Source organism: Telluria sp. ZB4P34, from assembly GCF_059686055.1.
Genome location: NZ_JCASIF010000004.1, coordinates 350552 through 367215, shown reverse-complemented (window position 1 = coordinate 367215; position 16664 = coordinate 350552). Strand labels below are relative to the sequence as shown.

Sequence of the window (16664 nt, the reverse complement as noted above, 5' to 3'; positions counted from 1 at the left end):
GCATGCAAGGGTAGCCACAGCGCCGGATTGCTGGCGCACCTTTGCGCAAGGGAGCGCAATTCAGGGCGCAAGGCGCCGCCCGAGCCGGCGGAAGGCTTCCGTGAGCACGGCCGCGCCGAGCGCCGCCAGCACCGGGCCTGCGCTGAAGGGCAGCGGATCGGCCTGGACCGCGGCGAAGAAGGCGAGCGTGATGCCGAAGGCGGCGACGGCGCTGGTGAGGGTCAGCAGCCAGGTGCGGCGCGAGAGCAGGGTGATGGCGGCCAGCGAGATCGCGATCTGCTGGGCCACCGAGGCGGCGGCCCACTGCCGGTGACGGTGCAATTCCTGCTCCGACAGCGCATTCCATTCATTCGATGCGGCCTCGAAACGCTCGGCTTCCTTGCGGATCGCTTCCTTCTCGACGCCGTAGCGGCGGATCTGTTCGCGGTAATGCGCCTGGTCGACGCCCGGCAGGCCGGAGGCGAGCTCGGCCAGGTTCTGGCGGCTGGCCTTGCCCTGGTAGTGGCCCCAGGCATTCGCCGCGCCGGTCTTCTCGATGGCCGCATTGCTCTTGTACAGGGCAGCATTGTTGTGCGAGGCGCTGCCGATGAAGCCGAACATGGTGCCGAGCGTTGCCAGGATGGCGATCAGGACCGCCACCTTGCCGGCGAAACCGTCGCCGCCGCGGGTGCCCGGAGGGCGGGTTGCCTGGTCCGTCATGCTGCATCTCCCGAACGGGTATAGGTGACGTAGGCGTAGCCGTAGCCGTTCGCTTCCGAATAATGGGTGTCGCGCGCCGTCTCCCGCCACTGCGCCGGGTCGATCGGCGGGAAGAAGGTGTCGCAGCGGAATACGTGGTCGATCTCGGTGACGACCAGGCAGTCGGCCAGGCCGATGGCCTCGTCGAAGATCTGGGCGCCGCCGATGATGCTGGCGGGCTCGCCCTTCAGCAGGGCGATCGCGTCCGGCAGCGACGCGGCCGTTTCCACGCCGTCGTGCGACCAGTCCGGATTGCGGGTGACGACGATGTTGCGCCGCTTCGGCAGCGGGCGGCCGATCGAATCGAAGGTCTTGCGCCCCATGACGATCGGTTTGCCGAGCGTGACGCGCTTGAAATGGGCCAGGTCTTCCGGCAGGTGCCAGGGCAGCCGGTTGTCGATGCCGATCCCGCGCTGGGCGTCGATCGCCACCACCAGGGTCAGGCGCGGCGCGGCCGCGTCCGGTGCGACGGGCGTCACGCGGCCGCCCCGAAGTGGCGGAAGGGAGTGGCCTGGGTGCGCATCGTCGTTACCGTCCTTAATTGATTCAAAGTACAAAATGTTGTCGCGTTGAAAGCAGGCTGTCAAGTACAACGGATGTGCCTGCGGGTGTTTCAGACAGCCACCGGCGCCCGGATCGCCGGATCGGGATCGTAGCCTTCCACCGCGAAGTCCTCGAAGCGGTAGTCGAACAGCGAGTCCGGCTTGCGCTTGATCACCAGGCGCGGCAAGGCTTTCGGGGTGCGCGACAGCTGCAGCTCGACCTGTTCCAGGTGGTTGCTGTACAGGTGGCAGTCGCCGCCGGTCCAGATGAAGTCGCCCACTTCCAGGCCGGCCTGCTGGGCCATCATGTGGGTCAGGATGGCGTAGGACGCGATATTGAAGGGCACGCCCAGGAAGATGTCGGCGCTGCGCTGGTACAGCTGGCAGGACAGCTTGCCGTCTGCCACATAGAACTGGAACAGGGCGTGGCAGGGAGGCAGCTTCATGTTCGGGACGTCGGCCACGTTCCAGGCCGAGACGATCATCCGGCGCGAGTCCGGCGTGTTGCGGATCTGTTCCAGCACCTGCGCGATCTGGTCGATGTGGCCGCCGTCGGGCGCCGGCCAGCTGCGCCACTGGTAGCCGTAGACCGGGCCCAGGTTGCCTTGCGCGTCGGCCCACTCGTCCCAGATCGTCACGCCATTGTCCTTCAGGTAGGCGATATTGGTCGAGCCCTGCAGGAACCAGATCAGTTCATGGATGATCGACTTGAGGTGGACCTTCTTGGTGGTCAGGAGCGGAAAGCCGGCCGCCAGGTCGAAGCGCATCTGGTAGCCGAAGACCGACAGCGTGCCGGTGCCGGTGCGGTCGGTCTTGACCGCGCCATGCTCTTTCACATGGCGCATGAAATCGAGGTATTGGCGCATGGGGAATGACTAGTGGAGACAGCCCGCTATTCTACCCGAGAGCGCCTCCCGGCATGTCAAAGCATTCACTCCCTGATTTCGGGCTCGACCAGCTTCTGCAACAGCTCGAGCGACTCTTGCCAGCCGAGGTAGCAGCTTTCCAGCGGGATGAAGTCCGGCAGGCCCTCCTGGCGGATGCGCAATTCGACGCCGCAGGCCACTTCGCGCAGGTCCACCGTGGTCTGCATCTGGCCGGGCACGGGCGGATCCTCGAAGGCGGCCGTGTAGCGCAGGCGGCGGCCAGGTTCGAGCTCGAGGTATTCGCCGCCGAAGCGGTGGCTGTGGCCCGTGGTGAGGTTGATGAAGGACATCCGGTAGCGGCCGCCGACCCGGCTGTCCATCTCGTGGATGGTGCCGGCGAAACCGTGCGGCGGCAGCCACTTGGCGAAGGCGGCGGGGATGGTGAAGGCGCGGTACACACGCTCGGCGCTGGACTTCAAGATGCGGTGCAATTCGACGGTATTGGTGCTCATGATCGCTTTCCCTGGATTGGCAGAGGACGGCCCTCTGCCACGACGACGAACGGCGCGGCCCGGATTCGACACCGGCGCGCGATCCTCTCCCTAGTCGCCTGCCGGCGCGCCCAGCGGAAAGTAGTGGCGGAAGCGCCGCGCTTCGTCCGTACGAGGAAAACGGATGACCGTAGAGTGCCAGGGGCAGGGGGATTCCTTTCAGGTGAACCGGAAACGGGTGTGCAGCATGACTCTAGCAGAGCTCGGATACTACCCGCCCGCATCTGCCTGGGGCTGGAACTCCACCACCACGCCGTGCAGGAAGAAGCCCAGGGCGCGCGGATCGGCGGCGCTTGCCGGCCGCGGCTCCCGCGCGTGTTCGATCGCGATCTCCAGCATCCGGGCCCCGGCCAGGCGCTGCGGCAGGATCAGGGGCGCCGCCCCCAGCGCAGCCGCGCCCAGGTCGATGCCGTTGATGCTGACGCGCGAGCTGTGCAGTCCGCGGTAGTAGTAGCCCTCCAGTCCGAGGGCGCGCACCTGGCGCTCCGCGGGCAGGACCAGGCGCAGGCTGGCGCGCCGGCCCTCGTTCCAGACCGCGCCGCCCTGTACGCCTGACCACCCGGCGCCGAGGATGGGCGGCATGCCCGCGCCGATGGCGACGCGCATCACGGGCGCAGGACCCGGCCGGCAGGCCAGCGGCGCGTTGTAGTAGCGCCAGCCCGAGCGCAGCGTCACCACGTTCCCTGCCGCCAGGTGGGAGCCCGGCGCGCACAGGCCGCCGCTGTCGCCGCTGTTCGACCAGAAGCGCAGCAGCTTGGCAGGACCATGCGGGCCGTGGTGCAGCGCCACCTGGTCGTGGGTGGCAGGATCCTCGCGCCGTCGGGTGCGCTCCAGGAAGATTTCGGGATCGGGATTGTAGTAACGCGGCGCGTGATCGAGCATCCAGCCGGCCAGGCGCCCGTGCCGGGTGAAGGCGCCGCCGCCGATGGGCCCGGCCTGCCAGGCCGCCAGGCCCTGCAACAAGAGCGCCATGGCGAACGCCAGACGCCGCCGCCGCGGGTCCAGCGCCGGGCGGTGACGCCCAGGATCGCAAGGTTGAGCGCCGCGAAGGCCATGAACGGATTCTGGCCCAGCATGGTCACCACGGCGTCGAAGGGCGCGGCCAGCAGGGAGTACATCCAGAAGTGGATCGCCTGCACGCTGCCGTTGAGGGCGCGCGCGAAACCGTGAACGATGCCGCCTTCGCGTTCGAGCCGATCGAGTGCGGAGGTCAGGACTTCGGCCTGCAGGCGGCCGCGCGCCAGCGCCTGTGGCGGCATGGCGGCCAGCGCGTCCACGTCGCTGCGCCGCAATTCGGGAGAGCCATGCGCCACGAAACCCTGGGACATTGCCAGGTATTCGAGGCCGTCGCCGATCAGGCGCGCCTTCGAGAGGCACAGCAGCGCAAATACCATGCACAGGAACACGGCCGCGGCGCGCGCCCGGGAGTCGTCTGGCGGGGGCGAAGCGGAGCATGGGTGCGGGCTGAGTCGAAACCCGCGATTCTAGCAGGCTGCGCGGCGATGCCGGGCTGCGCTATAGTGGCGCATGGCGCAAGCGAAGACAACTCCCTCCACGCCGGACGGCCGCTACTTCGTGGTGAAGGGCCGCCTTTGGCGCACCAGCAACCCCGCGCTCCCGCCGGAACAGCGCCAGGCGCTGGTGGACGCGCTCATGGCCGCGCGCCGCCAGGTAGGCCATGCCAAGCGCGCGGGCGACGCGCAAGCCGAGGCACGGGCGCGCGCCGCGGTCGATGCGGCCAAGCGCGCCCTGGGCGAACGCGGTCCGGTGTGGTGGACCGACGGTGCGCCCGACTACAACCGGCGCATGGTGTCCAACACGCCTTATGCCGACTGGTTTGCCGGCCTGCCGCCCGACGACACCTAGGCAGGCGTCGCCAGCGCGCGCGCGAACAGGTCCAGCGCCTCGCGCACCCTGTGGTCCGGCATGTCCAACAGATTGTCCCCCACGTACAATTCGAAGGAACTGGTGCCGGGCAGGGCGGCGCCGGCGATGCGGTTGAACATCCAGATGCCGTGCTGCTCGGCCAGCTCGCGCCGGATCGCCAGCGCCCGCTCGGGCGCCACCGGCAGATGCAGGTGCAGCATGTTGGCCTGCGGCGCGGCCGGGTTCACGCGGATGACCGGGTGCGCGGCGAGCGCCGCGTACAGGAAGCGGGTGCGGGCGAAATAGGCCGGCATGGCCGCCAGGCGCTCGTCGAAGCCCATCGCCGCCGCGACCACGTAGGGCGAGCGGTGGATCAGGTTGCCGCCCTGGCGCCGGAACCATTCGGCCGCCCGGTCCACGAACTCGCGCGTGCCGGCCAGCATGGCCCCGCCCAGGCCGCCGATGCCCTTGTACAGCGACACGTAGACCGAGTCGAAGCCGGCCGCCACTTCGTTCAGGGGCTTGCCATAGCCTGCGGCGGCTTCCCACAGGCGCGCGCCGTCCATGTGCAGGTGCGCGCCGCGCGCCCTGCAATGGGCCTTGATCGCTTCCAGCTCGTCCCAGGGCGGGAGCTGGCCGCCAATTTCGCGCAGCGGCAGTTCCATGCCGACCGCGCCCAGGCGGTCGGGAACCGCGGCGAGGTCGGACACCAGCCAGGGGCGATAGCGGTCACCGACGGCAAGCGCGTTAAAGTGATCGAGCAGCTGGTAGTTGGACCGTTCGTGCACGAAGATGTGCGAGGTCGGGTGCAGCGCCGCCAGGTCGCGCCCGCGGTCCTGGCAGGCCAGGCGCAGCGCGGTCACCTGGGCCATGGTGCCGCTGATGCAGAACACCGCCGCCTCCATGCCGAGCAGGCGCGCGACCCTGGCTTCGAATTCCTGCAGCAGGGGCCCGCTGCCGTAGACGTCGTGCTCGACGCCCCGTGCCTCGCACCAGGCCGCCATGGCGGCGAACAGTTCGGCGGGCGGGCGGGCGCGGTGCCCCGGGAAGACGGTGTGGCAGCGGCGCAGCAGGTCGGAATCAGGCAATTCGGCTTCCTTCGTTCAGGATGCGTGCTGTTCGAGCGGGGCGTGCGCCCCGAACTGCAGCGCGGCCAGGTTCGCATACACGCCGCCCTGGGCCACCAGCGAGGCGTGGGTGCCGATTTCCACCACCCGTCCTTCGTCCAGCACGATGATGCGGTCGGCGCGCTGCACGGTGGCCAGGCGGTGCGCGATGATGATGGTGGTGCGGCCGACCATCGCCGCTTCCAGCGCGCGCTGCACCAGGCGTTCCGACTCGGCATCCAGGGCGCTGGTGGCTTCGTCGAGCAGCAGCAGGGGCGGGTTCTTGAGCAGTGCGCGCGCGATCGCGATGCGCTGGCGCTGACCGCCCGACAGGCGCACGCCGCGCTCGCCCAGGAAGGACGCGTAGCCTTCCGGCAGGCGCTCGATGAATTCGTGGGCGGCCGCCATCTTCGCCGCCTGCACCACTTCCTCGTCGCTGGCCTCGGGGCGGCCGTAGCGGATGTTCTCCAGCGCGCTGCTCGAGAAGATGACCGTGTCCTGGGGCACGATGCCGATCGCGCCGCGCAGGCCGTGCAGGTCCAGGTCGCGGATGTCGACGCCGTCCAGGCGGATCGACCCGGCCTGCGGGTCGTAGAAGCGCAGCAGCAGCTGGAACAGGGTGGTCTTGCCGGCCCCGGACGGGCCCACCAGGGCCACGGTCTCGCCGGCGGCGATGTCGAGCTTCAGGTGCGACAGCGCCGCCGTATCGAGGCGCGATGGATAGCTGAAACTTACCTCGTCGAGGGTGATGCGGGCGCCGTTCGCCAGCCGGGGCGGCAGCGGCTGCGGACGCGCCGGGTCCTGGATGTCGGAACGGGCCGCGAGCAGTTCCAGCAGGCGCTCGGTGGCGCCGGCGGCGCGCTGGGCTTCGCCCATCACTTCCGACAGCGCGCCGACCGAGCCGGCCACGATCGCCGCGTACAGGATGAACTGGCCCAGGTCGCCGCCGCTCATCGTGCCTTCCAGCACGGCGTGGGCGCCCAGCCAGAGCACGAACACGATCGCGCCGAATACCAGCACGATGGCCAGCATGGTCAAGGTGGCGCGCGCGCGGATGCGCCGGATCGCGGTCTGGAAGGCGCCGTCCACCGATACCCGGAAGCGCTCGGCCTCGATGCCCTCGTGGGTAAACGCGTGCACCGTGGGCATGGCGTTCAGGATCTCGCCCGCCATCGCCGAGGCGTCGGCGATGCGGTCCTGGGAGTCGCGCGAGAGCTTGCGCACGCGCCGCCCGAACAGCACGATCGGCAGCACCACCAGCACCAGCAGGCCCAGGATGATGGCGGTGAGCTTGGGGCTGGTCACGAACAGCATCACCAGGCCGCCCGCGAACAGCAGGGTATTGCGCAGGGCCAGCGAGATGCTGGTGCCCACCACGGTCTGGATCAGGGTGGTGTCGGTGGTCAGGCGCGACAGCACTTCGCCGGTGCGCGTGGTTTCGAAGAATTCGGGACTCTGGTGCACCACATGGCGGTAAACGGCGGCGCGGATGTCGGCGGTCACGCGCTCGCCCAGCCACGACACCATGTAGAAGCGCGCCGCGGTGGCGACGGCCAGTACGGAAGCCACGCCGAACAGCGCCAGGAACACGGCATTGACGTGTTCGATGCTCTGGCTGCCCGGGCTTCCTGCGCCCGCTGCGCCGAAACCGTGGTCGATCATCTGCTTGAACGCGGCGGGTATCGCCAGCGTGGCGCCGGCCGCGAACAGCAGCGCGATGCCGGCCAGCGCGAACTGGCGGCGATAGGGGCGCAGGAAGGGGATCAGGCCCTTGAAAGCGGCGAGGCTGCCTTTGCGGGAGGATGCGGTGTCGGTGTTGCCGGTGGAGCGGGAGGTCATTATCTGGGGCGGGTTCTTATTGATGTTTCTCTTGCGTTCAAAGCTTCATCGGGCGCACATAGCCCGTCATTTCCAGGTAGCCGCGGCCGAGCTGCCTGCCGTCGCGGCTGACCGTCACCGCGCCTTCCCAGTACACGGCGCCGGTCGAGCGGCGCGAGTCGAGTTCCTGGTCTTGCTGCAAGGGCGCGATCTGCCAGCGCAGCGCGCCGGTGGCGACCGTCGTGGCCACCGGGTATTCGGCACCGGTGCGGGGCGAACGCCAGTGCGCGGCAGGCGTGAACGTGACCTGGTCCGGCGCATAGCGGGTCACCCGTCCCGCGCTGTCGCGCAGCGTTGCATGCGCCCATAGTTTACCACCTTGCCTGCTGCGGATCTGGAAAGCCATCAGCGCGCCGCCGTCGGCGAGATTGATGCCGATCCAGTCCCAGCCGGTGGCCTCCGGCTGCAGGGCCTCGCTCGACCATTCGTGATCGAGCCAGGCGCTGCCCGTCACGGCCACGGGAGTGCTGCCGGTGCGGCCCACCTTGCCGCTCACCTTCAGCTGCGGCTCGCTGTAGTAGTGGCTGGCGTGCTGGGGGCTGGCCCCCTTGCGCGAGTAGCCGCCTTCGCCCTGCACCAGCACGGGCTGGGTCGGCTGCAGGCGCAGCTCCAGGCTCAGTTCACTGGAGCGGATCGTCACGCGGTAGCTGCCGGCCTTGTCGCGCACCATGCGCCAGTCGTCGAGCTTGAGGTCGGTATTGCCGGTGCGCGCCCAGGCCAGGCCGAAGCCCTCGCGCGCGCTGCGCTGGTCGTGCACCAGCCGGCCCAGGGCCGGGTCGGACAGGGCCGCGTGGCCGATCACGAGCTGGCGCGGCGCGAAGGCGCTCGGGTTGTTCGGATCGTGCTCGGTGCGGCTGCGGAAGAAAGTGACCTGGAAGCCGAGTGGCTTGCCGTCGGGCGTCTCGACCCAGCCGGTGACGTACCACCACTCGGTACGAAATTCCGGATGGGCGCCGAAGTCGCGCGGGAAGGACAGCGCGGCGCCCGGGACCACGGGCGCGAACTGCGGTGGCGCCGCCCAGCACCATTGGCACAGCGAAAACAATAGAGCAAACAGTGCAGCGCGCATTACCAATCCTCCCTGACCGCGCGTACCGGACCGCCCGACAGCGCATAGCGTCCCGACACCAGCGCCGTCAGGACCGAGGCCCCGACCAGCACGGCCGCCACGCTCCCCAGCAGCGTCCACGGCAGGTGGAGCTGCATCGTCCAGTGGAAGGACTGGGGATTGATAACATAAACCAGGATCAGGCTGATGACCAGCCCCAGCGCGAAACCGCAGGCCACCCCCAGCAGGGTCAGCAAGCCCCCTTCGAAGGCAAGGATGCCCAGCACCTGCCGGCTGGTGACGCCCACGTGGCGCAGCATGCCGAACTCCTTCGCGCGCGCCAGCGTCTGCGCCGAGAAGCTGGCCGCCACGCCGGACAGGCCGATCGCGATGGCGATCGCCTCCAGCAAATAGGTGACGGCGAAGCTGCGGTCGAAAATCTTCAGGCTCGCGGCGCGGATGTCGCCCGCCGACATGATCTCGAGCGCCCGGCCGAACGGCAGGGCGCGCACCGCCCCTTCCAGCTGATCGGCGCTGCTCCCGCGCGCCGCGAACAGGGCGGCGTCCGTGACCGCGTCCTCTCCCGTGAGCGCGCGGTAGTCGGACAGCCGGATCACGACCGAGCCGGCCTGGTTGGCGTAGTCGCGCCAGGCGCCGGCGACGAAGAATTCGGCCTGGCCGCCCCCGAGCGGCAACCGCAGGGGCTGGCCGACGCGCGCGCCGTAAAGGTCGAGCAGCGCCTCGGACACCCAGGCCGGCCGCGCGCCCAGCGGCGGCGGCGCCGTCTCGCCCACCAGGTACAGCAGCCGGCCCGGGTCGCGCGCATCGATGTCGCGCGCGATCACGATCACGTTCGGCCGTTCCGGCGACAGGGAGACAGGGCGGGTGCGCAGGAAATGGGCCTGGGCGACGCCGGGCGTGCTTCTCAGCGCCGCCTGCTGCTGCGGGCTGAGGAAACCGGTGTTGCCGCCGGCGGCGGCGCGCACATACAGGTCGGCCGGCAGGATGTGGCCCATCCAGTCGTCCACCGAGGTGCGGAAGCTCGCCACCATGATGCCCATCGCAACCATCAGGCTGAAGCTGGCCAGCACGCCGCCGAGGGCGATCGCGGCCTGGCCGGGTGCGTTCGCCAGCCGCGCCAGCGCCAGCGTCAGGATGGGAGGCGCGCGGCGGCTGCGCAGCACCAGGCCTTCCAGGCGCCGGAAGGCGGTCGCCGCCAGGCGCGGCATCAGACCGATGCCGCCGATGAGCAGCAGCGCGATCGCCAGGTAGCCGAACAGCGGCAGCTCGAACACCGGCGGGGCGAACGAGAACAAGGCCGCCAGCGCCAGGCAGGCCAGCGACGGCCACACGCGCGCCAGGCGCGACAGCGCCGCTTCGTCGGCCCCCGACTTGATCGCCACCGCGGGACGGGCGCCCGCCGCTTCCCAGGCGGGCGCCAGGCAGCCCAGCAGCGCGACCCCGAAGCCGAGCAGGAAGAACACCGTGGCCGCGAGCGGCGTGAACCGTACCTGGGGACGGATGCCGGGAAAGTAGCCGGCGCCCAGGTCGCCGCCGAAGAAATGCAGGGCCAGCGCGGCCAGCGCATAGCCGCCCAGGATGCCGAGCAGGGCCCCGGCCAGGCCCAGGCTGGCGCCCTCGAGCAGCACCTGGCGCAGCAGTTGGCCGCGCTCGAGCCCCAGCACGCGCAGCAGCGCGAACTGGCTGCGCCGGCGCATCACGGACAGGGCCTGGGTCGAGAACACCAGGAAGGCGCCGGTGAACAGGGCCACCAGCGCAAGCACGGTCAGGTTGACGCGGTAGGCGCGGCTCAGGTTCGCGTTGCGTTGTTCCTGGTCGCCGGCGTCGGGCTGGCGCACCACGAAGCGGCCCGGGTAGGCCGCGTCGAGCTGCGCCGCCAGCGCGCGCCGGAAAGCGGCGCGGTCGACGCTGTCGCGCAGCTTGAGGTCGACCCGCGAAATGCGGCCGAGCTGACCCAGGCGCCACTGCATCGCGCCGATGTCCATCACGGCGATGCGCTGTCCGGCGCGCGCGCGCGCTACCGGCCCGGCCACCCGCAGCGGAACGTCCCCGGTGCCGGCGCGCAGCACGAGGATGTCGCCGCTGCGCTTGCCGAGCCAGGCCTGCGCTGCCGGGGAAAGGAAGATCGCGTCGTCGGCCAGTACGTCGGTCATGCGCCCGTCCTGCGGTGCGCCCGTGAGGTCGGGCGAGATGAAACCGGCGCGGAAGGCGTCGACGCCGACCACCCGCAAGGAGCCCTGCGTACCCGCGAGCCCGGCCGACAGTTCCAGCACCGGCGCGGCCACCGCCACCTGCGGGTGCGCGGCCAGGCGCGGGTAGACGGATTCGTCGAACAGCGGTTCGCGCCCGGCCACCTGCACGTCGGCCTGGCCCGACAGGCTCTTGACGGCGGCAGAGAATTCGTTGAAGGCGGCGGCATTGATCAGGTGGATGGCAAAGCCCATCGCGACGCCCACCGCGATGGCGGCGATGGCCAGCAGCGCGCGCACCGGATGGGCGCGCCATTCGCCGAACAGCAGCCAGCGCGCCAGCAGTCCGCGCGATGCGCTCAGGCCGGGCATTCCACCGCCAGCGCCTCGGCCTGGCGCCGCGCCTTGATCCGCAGCTCTTCGGCGGGGGTGTCGCCGCGCCTGCCCCGTGCTGCCGACCTGGCGATGTCCTCGTCGGCCCATGCCGCTTCCAGGCGCAGCTTGTGGCAGCGGCGCCGTTGCGCGGCCGCGGCCCGTTCCGCGCGCGCCAGTTCGCGTGCTTCCTGCGCTTCCTTTTGGTCGCGCCGGGCACGCTCGTCCTGGAGTCTTTGCAGCAGGGCGCGCTCGCGCGCAAGGCGTTCGGCGGCCTCGTGCGCCGCGGCCGGCATGTCCGGCACCGCCAGCGCGACCGCCGATTTGCCGCAGGGCCGTTCGTGGTAGCTGACCTTGCCGCCTTCGGTGCATTTATAGATGGTGGCGGCGGCCGCCCCCTGGCTGGCGGCCCAGCAAACTGCCGCGGCAATGATTCTCAGCATCCTGTCTCCATGGTCATAAAATTTTGCCAGGATTCATGATGCCGAGCGGGTCCAGTGCGGCCTTGATGGCGCGCATCATGTCCAGCTCGACCGCAGACTTGTAGCGCTGCAGCTCGACGCGCTTCAGCGCCCCGATGCCGTGCTCGGCCGAGATCGAGCCTTGCAGGGCGGCCACGCTGTCGTGCACGATGCGGTTGACGGCGTCCTGGTGGGCCAGGAAGGCCTCGTGCCCGGCGCCGTCCGGCGGCGCCACGTTGTAGTGCAGGTTGCCGTCGCCCACATGCCCGAAGCACACTACCTGGCAGCCCGGGAAAGCCGACTGCAGGGCGCTATCGGTACGCTCGATGAACTCCGGAATGCGCGATACCGGCAGCGAAATGTCGTGCTTGATGTTCTTGCCGGCCGCCGCCTGGGCCAGCGGGATGTGTTCGCGCAGCTTCCACAGGCCGAGCGACTGGCTCATCGATGTCGCCAGCACGGCGTCGAGGGCGATGCCGGTATCCAGGGCCGCGCCCACGGCCGACTCGGCCAGGTCGGCCGCATGGTCGGCCGACTCGGTGCTCGACAGTTCGATCAGCGCATACTGCGGGTAGTGGTCGGCGAAGGGCCGCGGCAGGGCGGGAAAGTGGGTAGTTACCAGGCGCAGGCAGAAGTCCGACATCAGCTCGTAGCCGGTGAGCGCGGCGCCGCAACGCTCCTGCGTCAAGGACAGCAGGGCCAGCGCGCTGCGCGGGGAATCGAGGGCCACCAGTGCGCTCAGGACCGCCTTCGGCGCCGGATACAGCTTGAGGACGGCGGCCGTGATGACGCCGAGCGTGCCCTCGGCGCCGATGAACAGGTCGCGCAGGTCGTAGCCGGTGTTGTCCTTGCGCAGGCTGCGCAGGCCGTCCCACAGCTGGCCCCCGGCGGTGACGACTTCCAGCCCGAGGCAGAGCTCGCGGGTATTCCCGTAGCGCAGCACCGCGGTGCCGCCGGCATTGGTCGCCAGGTTGCCGCCGATGGTGCAACTGCCCTCGGCAGCCAGCGACAGCGGAAACAGCATGCCGGCGTCCCAGGCGGCCTGCTGGATATCGGCCAGGATGCAGCCGGCCTCGACCGTCATGCTGCGGTTGGCCGGATCGACCTGGCGGATGCGGTTGAGGCGCCGCAGCGACAGCACGATGGCCGTGCCGCTGGCGTCGGGTACGCTGCCCAGCACCAGCCCGGTGCGCCCGCCCTGCGGCACGATGGGTACGCGCGCGGCGGCGCAGGCTTGCACCACCCGCGCCACCTCAGCGCTGTCGGCCGGCAGCACGACGGCGCGGGCGCGGCCGGTGAAACGGCCGCGCCAGTCTGCGAGGAAGGGGGCCATCGCCGCCGGATCGGCGAGCAGGTGGGCGTCACCGACGATGGCGGCCAGCGCTGCGAGCAGGTCCGTGCCTCGCAGGCCCTCGGCCGGCAGCGCTTCAGTCATGCGGCACTTTGACCTTGTCGAGCAGTTCCTTGGCCAGGCGCTTGGCTTCCTTCTTGTACGGGTGCAGGAACAGCAGGGCGCAGGCGTAGTACACGACCACCAGCACGATCTCGCCGATGGCCATGCCGCGCGAGGCTGCCGAGGTATCGGCCCAGGCCCGCACAACGCCTTCGGCGAAATAGACCAGGATCACCATCGACGACCATTGCAGCGTATACAGGTCGCGCTTGATCACGCCGCGCAGGGGCAGCAGCAGGGGCAGCGCCTTGAGCGCGAGCAGCGACCCGCCCGGGTGCAGGGGCGCCACGAATACTTCCCAGGCCACGAGCCAGCAAATCAACCAGATCAGGCTCGCGATCGCGCCGGCATGAAAGATTTTTGCGGTATCCATCATTGCATCCCATGCAGTTTGACCGCCGCAAGGGCAAGACGTTTGCCCAGGGCGATGGCGAGCACGCGCTCGTCTTCGGTGAGGGCGCGCTTGCCGTCGGCGCCGGCCCAGTGCGAGGCGCCGTAGGGGCTGCCGCCGCTGGCGGTGTTCATGAGTTCGGGGTGGGAATAGGGCAGGCCCATCACGAGCATGCCGTGGTGCAGCAGCGGGATCATCATCGACAGCAGCGTCGACTCCTGGCCGCCGTGCAGGCTGCCGGTGGAGGTGAAGACCACGGCCGGCTTGCCAGACAGGGTGCCGTTGACCCAGTCGGCCGCGGTGCCGTCGAGGAAGTATTTCACTGCGGATGCCATATTGCCGAACCGGGTGGGCGAGCCGAGCGCCAGGCCGGCGCATTCGCGCAGGTCTTCCAGCTCGACATAGGGCGCGCCGTCAGGTGGGATCGCGGGCGCAGTGGCCTCGGCCACGGTGGACACGGCGGGCACGGTGCGCAGGCGCGCATCAAGCCCGGGCACGCTCTCGATGCCCTGGGCGACCAGTTCGGCAAGCTTGCGGGTCGCGCCATGGCGTGAGTAGTACAACACCAGGATGGTCAGGGTCGGGGTCAAGAGCGGCTTCACTGTCGGTATCGTCGGTAAGGTTGGTATTATAGGGCGCTTTGCTCAAATGACATGCCCTTTGCGGGACGAATCGAACACCGGATGCTTTCGAAAACAAACCACTGGCTGTCGCGTACGACCACCAACATGTGGACGCTCGGGATGGACCGCGCCCGCGGCCTGACGCCAGGCGAAGCGCGCGACCTGCTGCGCTTCGCGCGGCGCCGCCTGCGCGAGGAGAAATTGCCGCAGGTAGCCGGCAGCCTGACCTTTACCTCCACGCTCGCGCTGGTGCCCTTGCTCACCATCGTGCTGGCCATTTTTACCACGTTTCCGGCCTTCGGTCAGCTGCGCACGGCGCTCGATACCTGGTTCGTGCAGACCGTGATGCCGAAGGCCATCGCCAACACGATCAGCGGCAACCTGACGCAATTCGCCAGCAAGGCCAAGGGCCTGTCGGTGCTGGGCGCCGTGCTGCTGCTTCTCACGACGACTGCGATGATGGGCATGATCGAACGCGCCTTCAACCAGATCTGGGGCGTGCGCCGCCCGCGTCCGTGGTCGCAGAGGGTGCTGGTGTACTGGGCCCTGATCACGCTCGGGCCGATCCTGTTCGGGCTGTCGCTGAGCGCGACCACCCGGCTGTTCACGGCCACCGGGGGACTGGCCAGCGCCTGGCCGCTCGCCAGCACGGTGTACTACACGATCGTATCGGTGGCCCTGACGACCGGCGCCTACACCTTGCTCTACATGGCGGTGCCGAACCGGCGCGTGCACTGGCGCGACGCTCTCTGGGGCGGACTGGCGGCGGCGCTCGCCTTCGAGCTTGCCAAGCGCCTGTTCGCGCTGTTCATCCGGCAGTTCCCGACCTACGCGATCATCTACGGCGCCCTGGCCGCGCTGCCGCTGTTCCTGCTGTGGATGTACCTGTCCTGGCTGATCACCCTGGTCGGCGCCGTGCTGGCGGCCGCGCTGCCGGTGGTGAAATACGAGCGCTGGCGCTACCGTCCGGCGCCGGGAAGCGCGTTCGTGGATGCGATGGCGGTGCTGAAGGTGTTGCACGCCAGTTCGCTATTTACCGGCACCACCCTGGTGCCGGGCGCGGCGATCCGGGCGCATACGCGCATCGGCTACGACGAGATGGGCATGCTGCTCGAGAAGATGGTGGCGGCTGGCTGGGTCGGCCGGGTGCAGGACGAGCTGCCGGCGCGCTGGGGACGCGGCGCGCGGCCAGGGCAGGATGGCTGGGTACTGCTGGCCGATCCGGCCAGGCTGCGCCTGGCCGACGTCTACCGCCTGTTCGTGTTCGATGCGGGCGCGGGCGGCGCGCCGCCCGCGACCCCGCTGGCGCTGGACACGGCGGCGCTGGCCCGCCAGGTCGAGGCGGCCGTCGAGGAAGGACTGGAGCAGACCCTGGCCGCGCATTTCGCGCGGCCGGAGCCGGCATGTGGCGTCGCCGGCCGGACTACCAGCTGAGTTTGCCCGTCAGCATCTGCCAGTACATTACCCAGTCGGCGCGGAACGAGAACCAGGGCTGGGAGAACGAGGCCGGCCGGTTCTTCTCGTAGAAGAAGTGGCCGATCCAGGCGCCGCCGTAGCCGCTGACGACGGCGAACAGCAGCCACCAGGCGTTCAGGCTGTCGATGTACTGGGCGGTCGCGGCGATCGCCGACGAGCTGCCGATGAAATGGGCGCGGCGGCAGCGCCGGTCGGCGTGCTGGGTGAGGTAGTACGGATAGAACTCGGCAAAGCTGGCGAAACGCGTCGTCATGGCTGGTGCTCCTGGTTGTCCCACGCGATCGAGGCGGCGAACGCCGCGAGGGCGTCGAGTACCGCGTCGGGCGCCTCGGCCATCATCTGGTGGCCGGCGTCCACGCTGACGATTTTGCCATGGGCGATCGCGCCAGTCAGCAGTGCCGTGGAACGGGGCGGGGTCATCACATCTTTCTTGCCGAACACGAACAGGGTCGGGCAGTGCACCGCCCCGGCCGCCGCTTCGCCGTTCGCATAGGCGTTGCAAGCGGAAAAATCGGTGTAGAACAGCTGGTCGGGGTTGCGGGCCGACATGCGCTGCATCAGGCGGCGTGCGCCGCCCATCACCGAAAAGCCCGGCCCCGGGAAGGACGGCTTGTGGGCGATCGACGCGTGCGACCAGATGTTGACCATGTCGATGGCCGAGGCTTCGTCGTCGCGGGCGGCTTCGAGCAGGGCGTCCGACACCTTCATCGGATAGGTCGTGCCGAGCAGGGCCAGGCCGGCCACCAGGCCGGGTGCGCGCCGGCTCGCTTCCAGCGCGATCAGCGAGCCCATGCTGTGGCCGCACAGCAGGGCGCGCCGCACGCCGGCCGCGCCCAGGACAGCCAGCACCCAGTCGGCCATGTCTTCCACGCGCGCCAGGGCGGGCGCAGCGCTGCGCCCGTGGCCCGGCAGGTCCAGCGCCAGCACGCCGTAGCCGTGGTGGGCCAGGTAGCGGCTCTGCAGCGCCCACACCGAATGGTCGTTCTGGGCGCCGTGGATGAACACGATCGTCGGCAGGGCCGGGTCGAAAGGCTTGCCGCCGGTGTAGGCATAGGCGCCCGCGCCCTTGATCTCGAACTGCAT

Annotated in this window: 17 protein-coding genes; 2 read left to right on the top strand and 15 right to left on the bottom strand. The window is 69.7% G+C overall.

The genetic code is table 11. The features are described 5' to 3' along the window. Window positions 1-60: 60 nt before the first annotated feature. The 5 genes from AC56KL_RS10630 to AC56KL_RS10610 all read right to left on the bottom strand — a co-directional run bounded on the left by AC56KL_RS10630 (window position 61) and on the right by AC56KL_RS10610 (window position 3669). Window positions 61-699, bottom strand: a complete 639-nt coding sequence (locus tag AC56KL_RS10630) for a DUF4337 domain-containing protein (protein ID WP_497180117.1) — start codon at window positions 697-699, stop codon at window positions 61-63. Continuing rightward, the gene (locus AC56KL_RS10625; RefSeq protein ID WP_497180116.1) at window positions 696-1217 is read right to left on the bottom strand and encodes a dihydrofolate reductase; all 522 of its coding nucleotides are present in this window, start codon (window positions 1215-1217) and stop codon (window positions 696-698) included. Before AC56KL_RS10625 ends, AC56KL_RS10630 begins: the two co-directional genes overlap by 4 nt. 134 nt (window positions 1218-1351) lie before the next feature. Beyond that, window positions 1352-2146, bottom strand: a complete 795-nt coding sequence (locus AC56KL_RS10620) for a thymidylate synthase (protein ID WP_497180115.1) — start codon at window positions 2144-2146, stop codon at window positions 1352-1354. Between the two features lie 65 nt (window positions 2147-2211). Then, complete coding sequence (locus AC56KL_RS10615; RefSeq protein WP_497180114.1) at window positions 2212-2658, bottom strand: SRPBCC family protein; 447 nt, start codon at window positions 2656-2658, stop codon at window positions 2212-2214. Between the two features lie 249 nt (window positions 2659-2907). After that, window positions 2908-3669 carry a hypothetical protein gene (locus tag AC56KL_RS10610; protein WP_497180113.1) on the bottom strand — a complete coding sequence of 254 codons (762 nt, stop codon included), beginning with the start codon at window positions 3667-3669 and terminating at the stop codon, window positions 2908-2910. A 555-nt stretch (window positions 3670-4224) separates the two neighbouring features. Between AC56KL_RS10610 and AC56KL_RS10605 the strand changes: the two genes are divergently transcribed. Continuing rightward, window positions 4225-4563, top strand: a complete 339-nt coding sequence (locus AC56KL_RS10605) for a hypothetical protein (protein WP_497180112.1) — start codon at window positions 4225-4227, stop codon at window positions 4561-4563. Here the strand turns inward: AC56KL_RS10605 and AC56KL_RS10600 are convergent. From AC56KL_RS10600 to wrbA, 8 genes are read right to left on the bottom strand one after another with little or no spacing between them, the layout of a single operon-like run. Further along, window positions 4560-5651: a threonine aldolase family protein gene (locus tag AC56KL_RS10600; protein WP_497180111.1), complete on the bottom strand. Its 1092-nt coding sequence runs from the start codon at window positions 5649-5651 to the stop codon at window positions 4560-4562. The two genes, AC56KL_RS10605 and AC56KL_RS10600, sit on opposite strands and share 4 nt — an antisense overlap. Before the next feature lie 15 nt (window positions 5652-5666). After that, on the bottom strand, window positions 5667-7508 hold the full coding sequence (locus AC56KL_RS10595; RefSeq protein WP_497180110.1) for an ABC transporter transmembrane domain-containing protein: 1842 nt from the start codon (window positions 7506-7508) through the stop codon (window positions 5667-5669). A gap of 37 nt (window positions 7509-7545) precedes the next feature. Then, window positions 7546-8616 (bottom strand): lipocalin-like domain-containing protein, encoded by a 1071-nt coding sequence (locus AC56KL_RS10590; RefSeq protein ID WP_497180109.1) that lies wholly within the window; start codon window positions 8614-8616, stop codon window positions 7546-7548. Next, a complete protein-coding gene (locus AC56KL_RS10585; RefSeq protein ID WP_497180108.1) occupies window positions 8616-11177 on the bottom strand; it encodes an FtsX-like permease family protein in 2562 nt (853 codons plus the stop codon). Before AC56KL_RS10585 ends, AC56KL_RS10590 begins: the two co-directional genes overlap by 1 nt. Continuing rightward, complete coding sequence (locus tag AC56KL_RS10580) at window positions 11165-11620, bottom strand: DUF4124 domain-containing protein (RefSeq protein WP_497180107.1); 456 nt, start codon at window positions 11618-11620, stop codon at window positions 11165-11167. The genes AC56KL_RS10585 and AC56KL_RS10580 overlap by 13 nt, the downstream gene beginning before the upstream one ends. Before the next feature lie 13 nt (window positions 11621-11633). Then, complete coding sequence (locus AC56KL_RS10575) at window positions 11634-13073, bottom strand: FAD-binding oxidoreductase (protein WP_497180106.1); 1440 nt, start codon at window positions 13071-13073, stop codon at window positions 11634-11636. Beyond that, window positions 13066-13464 (bottom strand): DUF2069 domain-containing protein, encoded by a 399-nt coding sequence (locus AC56KL_RS10570; RefSeq protein WP_497180105.1) that lies wholly within the window; start codon window positions 13462-13464, stop codon window positions 13066-13068. Before AC56KL_RS10570 ends, AC56KL_RS10575 begins: the two co-directional genes overlap by 8 nt. Beyond that, a complete protein-coding gene (gene wrbA / locus AC56KL_RS10565) occupies window positions 13464-14084 on the bottom strand; it encodes an NAD(P)H:quinone oxidoreductase (protein ID WP_497180104.1) in 621 nt (206 codons plus the stop codon). Before wrbA ends, AC56KL_RS10570 begins: the two co-directional genes overlap by 1 nt. Before the next feature lie 126 nt (window positions 14085-14210). On the opposite strand from wrbA, the gene AC56KL_RS10560 reads away from it, so the two are divergent. Further along, complete coding sequence (locus AC56KL_RS10560) at window positions 14211-15539, top strand: YihY family inner membrane protein (RefSeq protein WP_497180148.1); 1329 nt, start codon at window positions 14211-14213, stop codon at window positions 15537-15539. Here AC56KL_RS10560 and AC56KL_RS10555 read toward each other — a convergent pair. Together AC56KL_RS10555 and AC56KL_RS10550 are read right to left on the bottom strand one after the other, a co-directional pair. After that, a complete protein-coding gene (locus tag AC56KL_RS10555; protein WP_497180103.1) occupies window positions 15529-15834 on the bottom strand; it encodes an Mpo1-like protein in 306 nt (101 codons plus the stop codon). The genes AC56KL_RS10560 and AC56KL_RS10555 overlap by 11 nt on opposite strands. Further along, window positions 15831-16664, bottom strand: coding sequence for an alpha/beta fold hydrolase (locus AC56KL_RS10550; protein WP_497180102.1), 834 nt, complete (start codon window positions 16662-16664; stop codon window positions 15831-15833). Before AC56KL_RS10550 ends, AC56KL_RS10555 begins: the two co-directional genes overlap by 4 nt.

What these genes read in the sequence shown, in the direction of transcription:
- AC56KL_RS10610 (WP_497180113.1), bottom strand. Translation starts at nt 3,669, where the DNA reads ATGGCGCTCTTGTTGCAGGGCCTGGCGGCCTGGCAGGCCGGGCCCATC.
- AC56KL_RS10595 (WP_497180110.1), bottom strand. Translation starts at nt 7,508, where the DNA reads ATGACCTCCCGCTCCACCGGCAACACCGACACCGCATCCTCCCGCAAA.
- AC56KL_RS10580 (WP_497180107.1), bottom strand. Translation starts at nt 11,620, where the DNA reads ATGCTGAGAATCATTGCCGCGGCAGTTTGCTGGGCCGCCAGCCAGGGG.
- AC56KL_RS10550 (WP_497180102.1), bottom strand. Translation starts at nt 16,664, where the DNA reads ATGCAGTTCGAGATCAAGGGCGCGGGCGCCTATGCCTACACCGGCGGC.
- AC56KL_RS10630 (WP_497180117.1), bottom strand. Translation starts at nt 699, where the DNA reads ATGACGGACCAGGCAACCCGCCCTCCGGGCACCCGCGGCGGCGACGGT.
- AC56KL_RS10605 (WP_497180112.1), top strand. Translation starts at nt 4,225, where the DNA reads ATGGCGCAAGCGAAGACAACTCCCTCCACGCCGGACGGCCGCTACTTC.
- AC56KL_RS10575 (WP_497180106.1), bottom strand. Translation starts at nt 13,073, where the DNA reads ATGACTGAAGCGCTGCCGGCCGAGGGCCTGCGAGGCACGGACCTGCTC.
- AC56KL_RS10570 (WP_497180105.1), bottom strand. Translation starts at nt 13,464, where the DNA reads ATGGATACCGCAAAAATCTTTCATGCCGGCGCGATCGCGAGCCTGATC.
- AC56KL_RS10560 (WP_497180148.1), top strand. Translation starts at nt 14,211, where the DNA reads ATGTGGACGCTCGGGATGGACCGCGCCCGCGGCCTGACGCCAGGCGAA.
- AC56KL_RS10620 (WP_497180115.1), bottom strand. Translation starts at nt 2,146, where the DNA reads ATGCGCCAATACCTCGATTTCATGCGCCATGTGAAAGAGCATGGCGCG.
- AC56KL_RS10585 (WP_497180108.1), bottom strand. Translation starts at nt 11,177, where the DNA reads ATGCCCGGCCTGAGCGCATCGCGCGGACTGCTGGCGCGCTGGCTGCTG.
- AC56KL_RS10590 (WP_497180109.1), bottom strand. Translation starts at nt 8,616, where the DNA reads ATGCGCGCTGCACTGTTTGCTCTATTGTTTTCGCTGTGCCAATGGTGC.
- AC56KL_RS10555 (WP_497180103.1), bottom strand. Translation starts at nt 15,834, where the DNA reads ATGACGACGCGTTTCGCCAGCTTTGCCGAGTTCTATCCGTACTACCTC.
- AC56KL_RS10615 (WP_497180114.1), bottom strand. Translation starts at nt 2,658, where the DNA reads ATGAGCACCAATACCGTCGAATTGCACCGCATCTTGAAGTCCAGCGCC.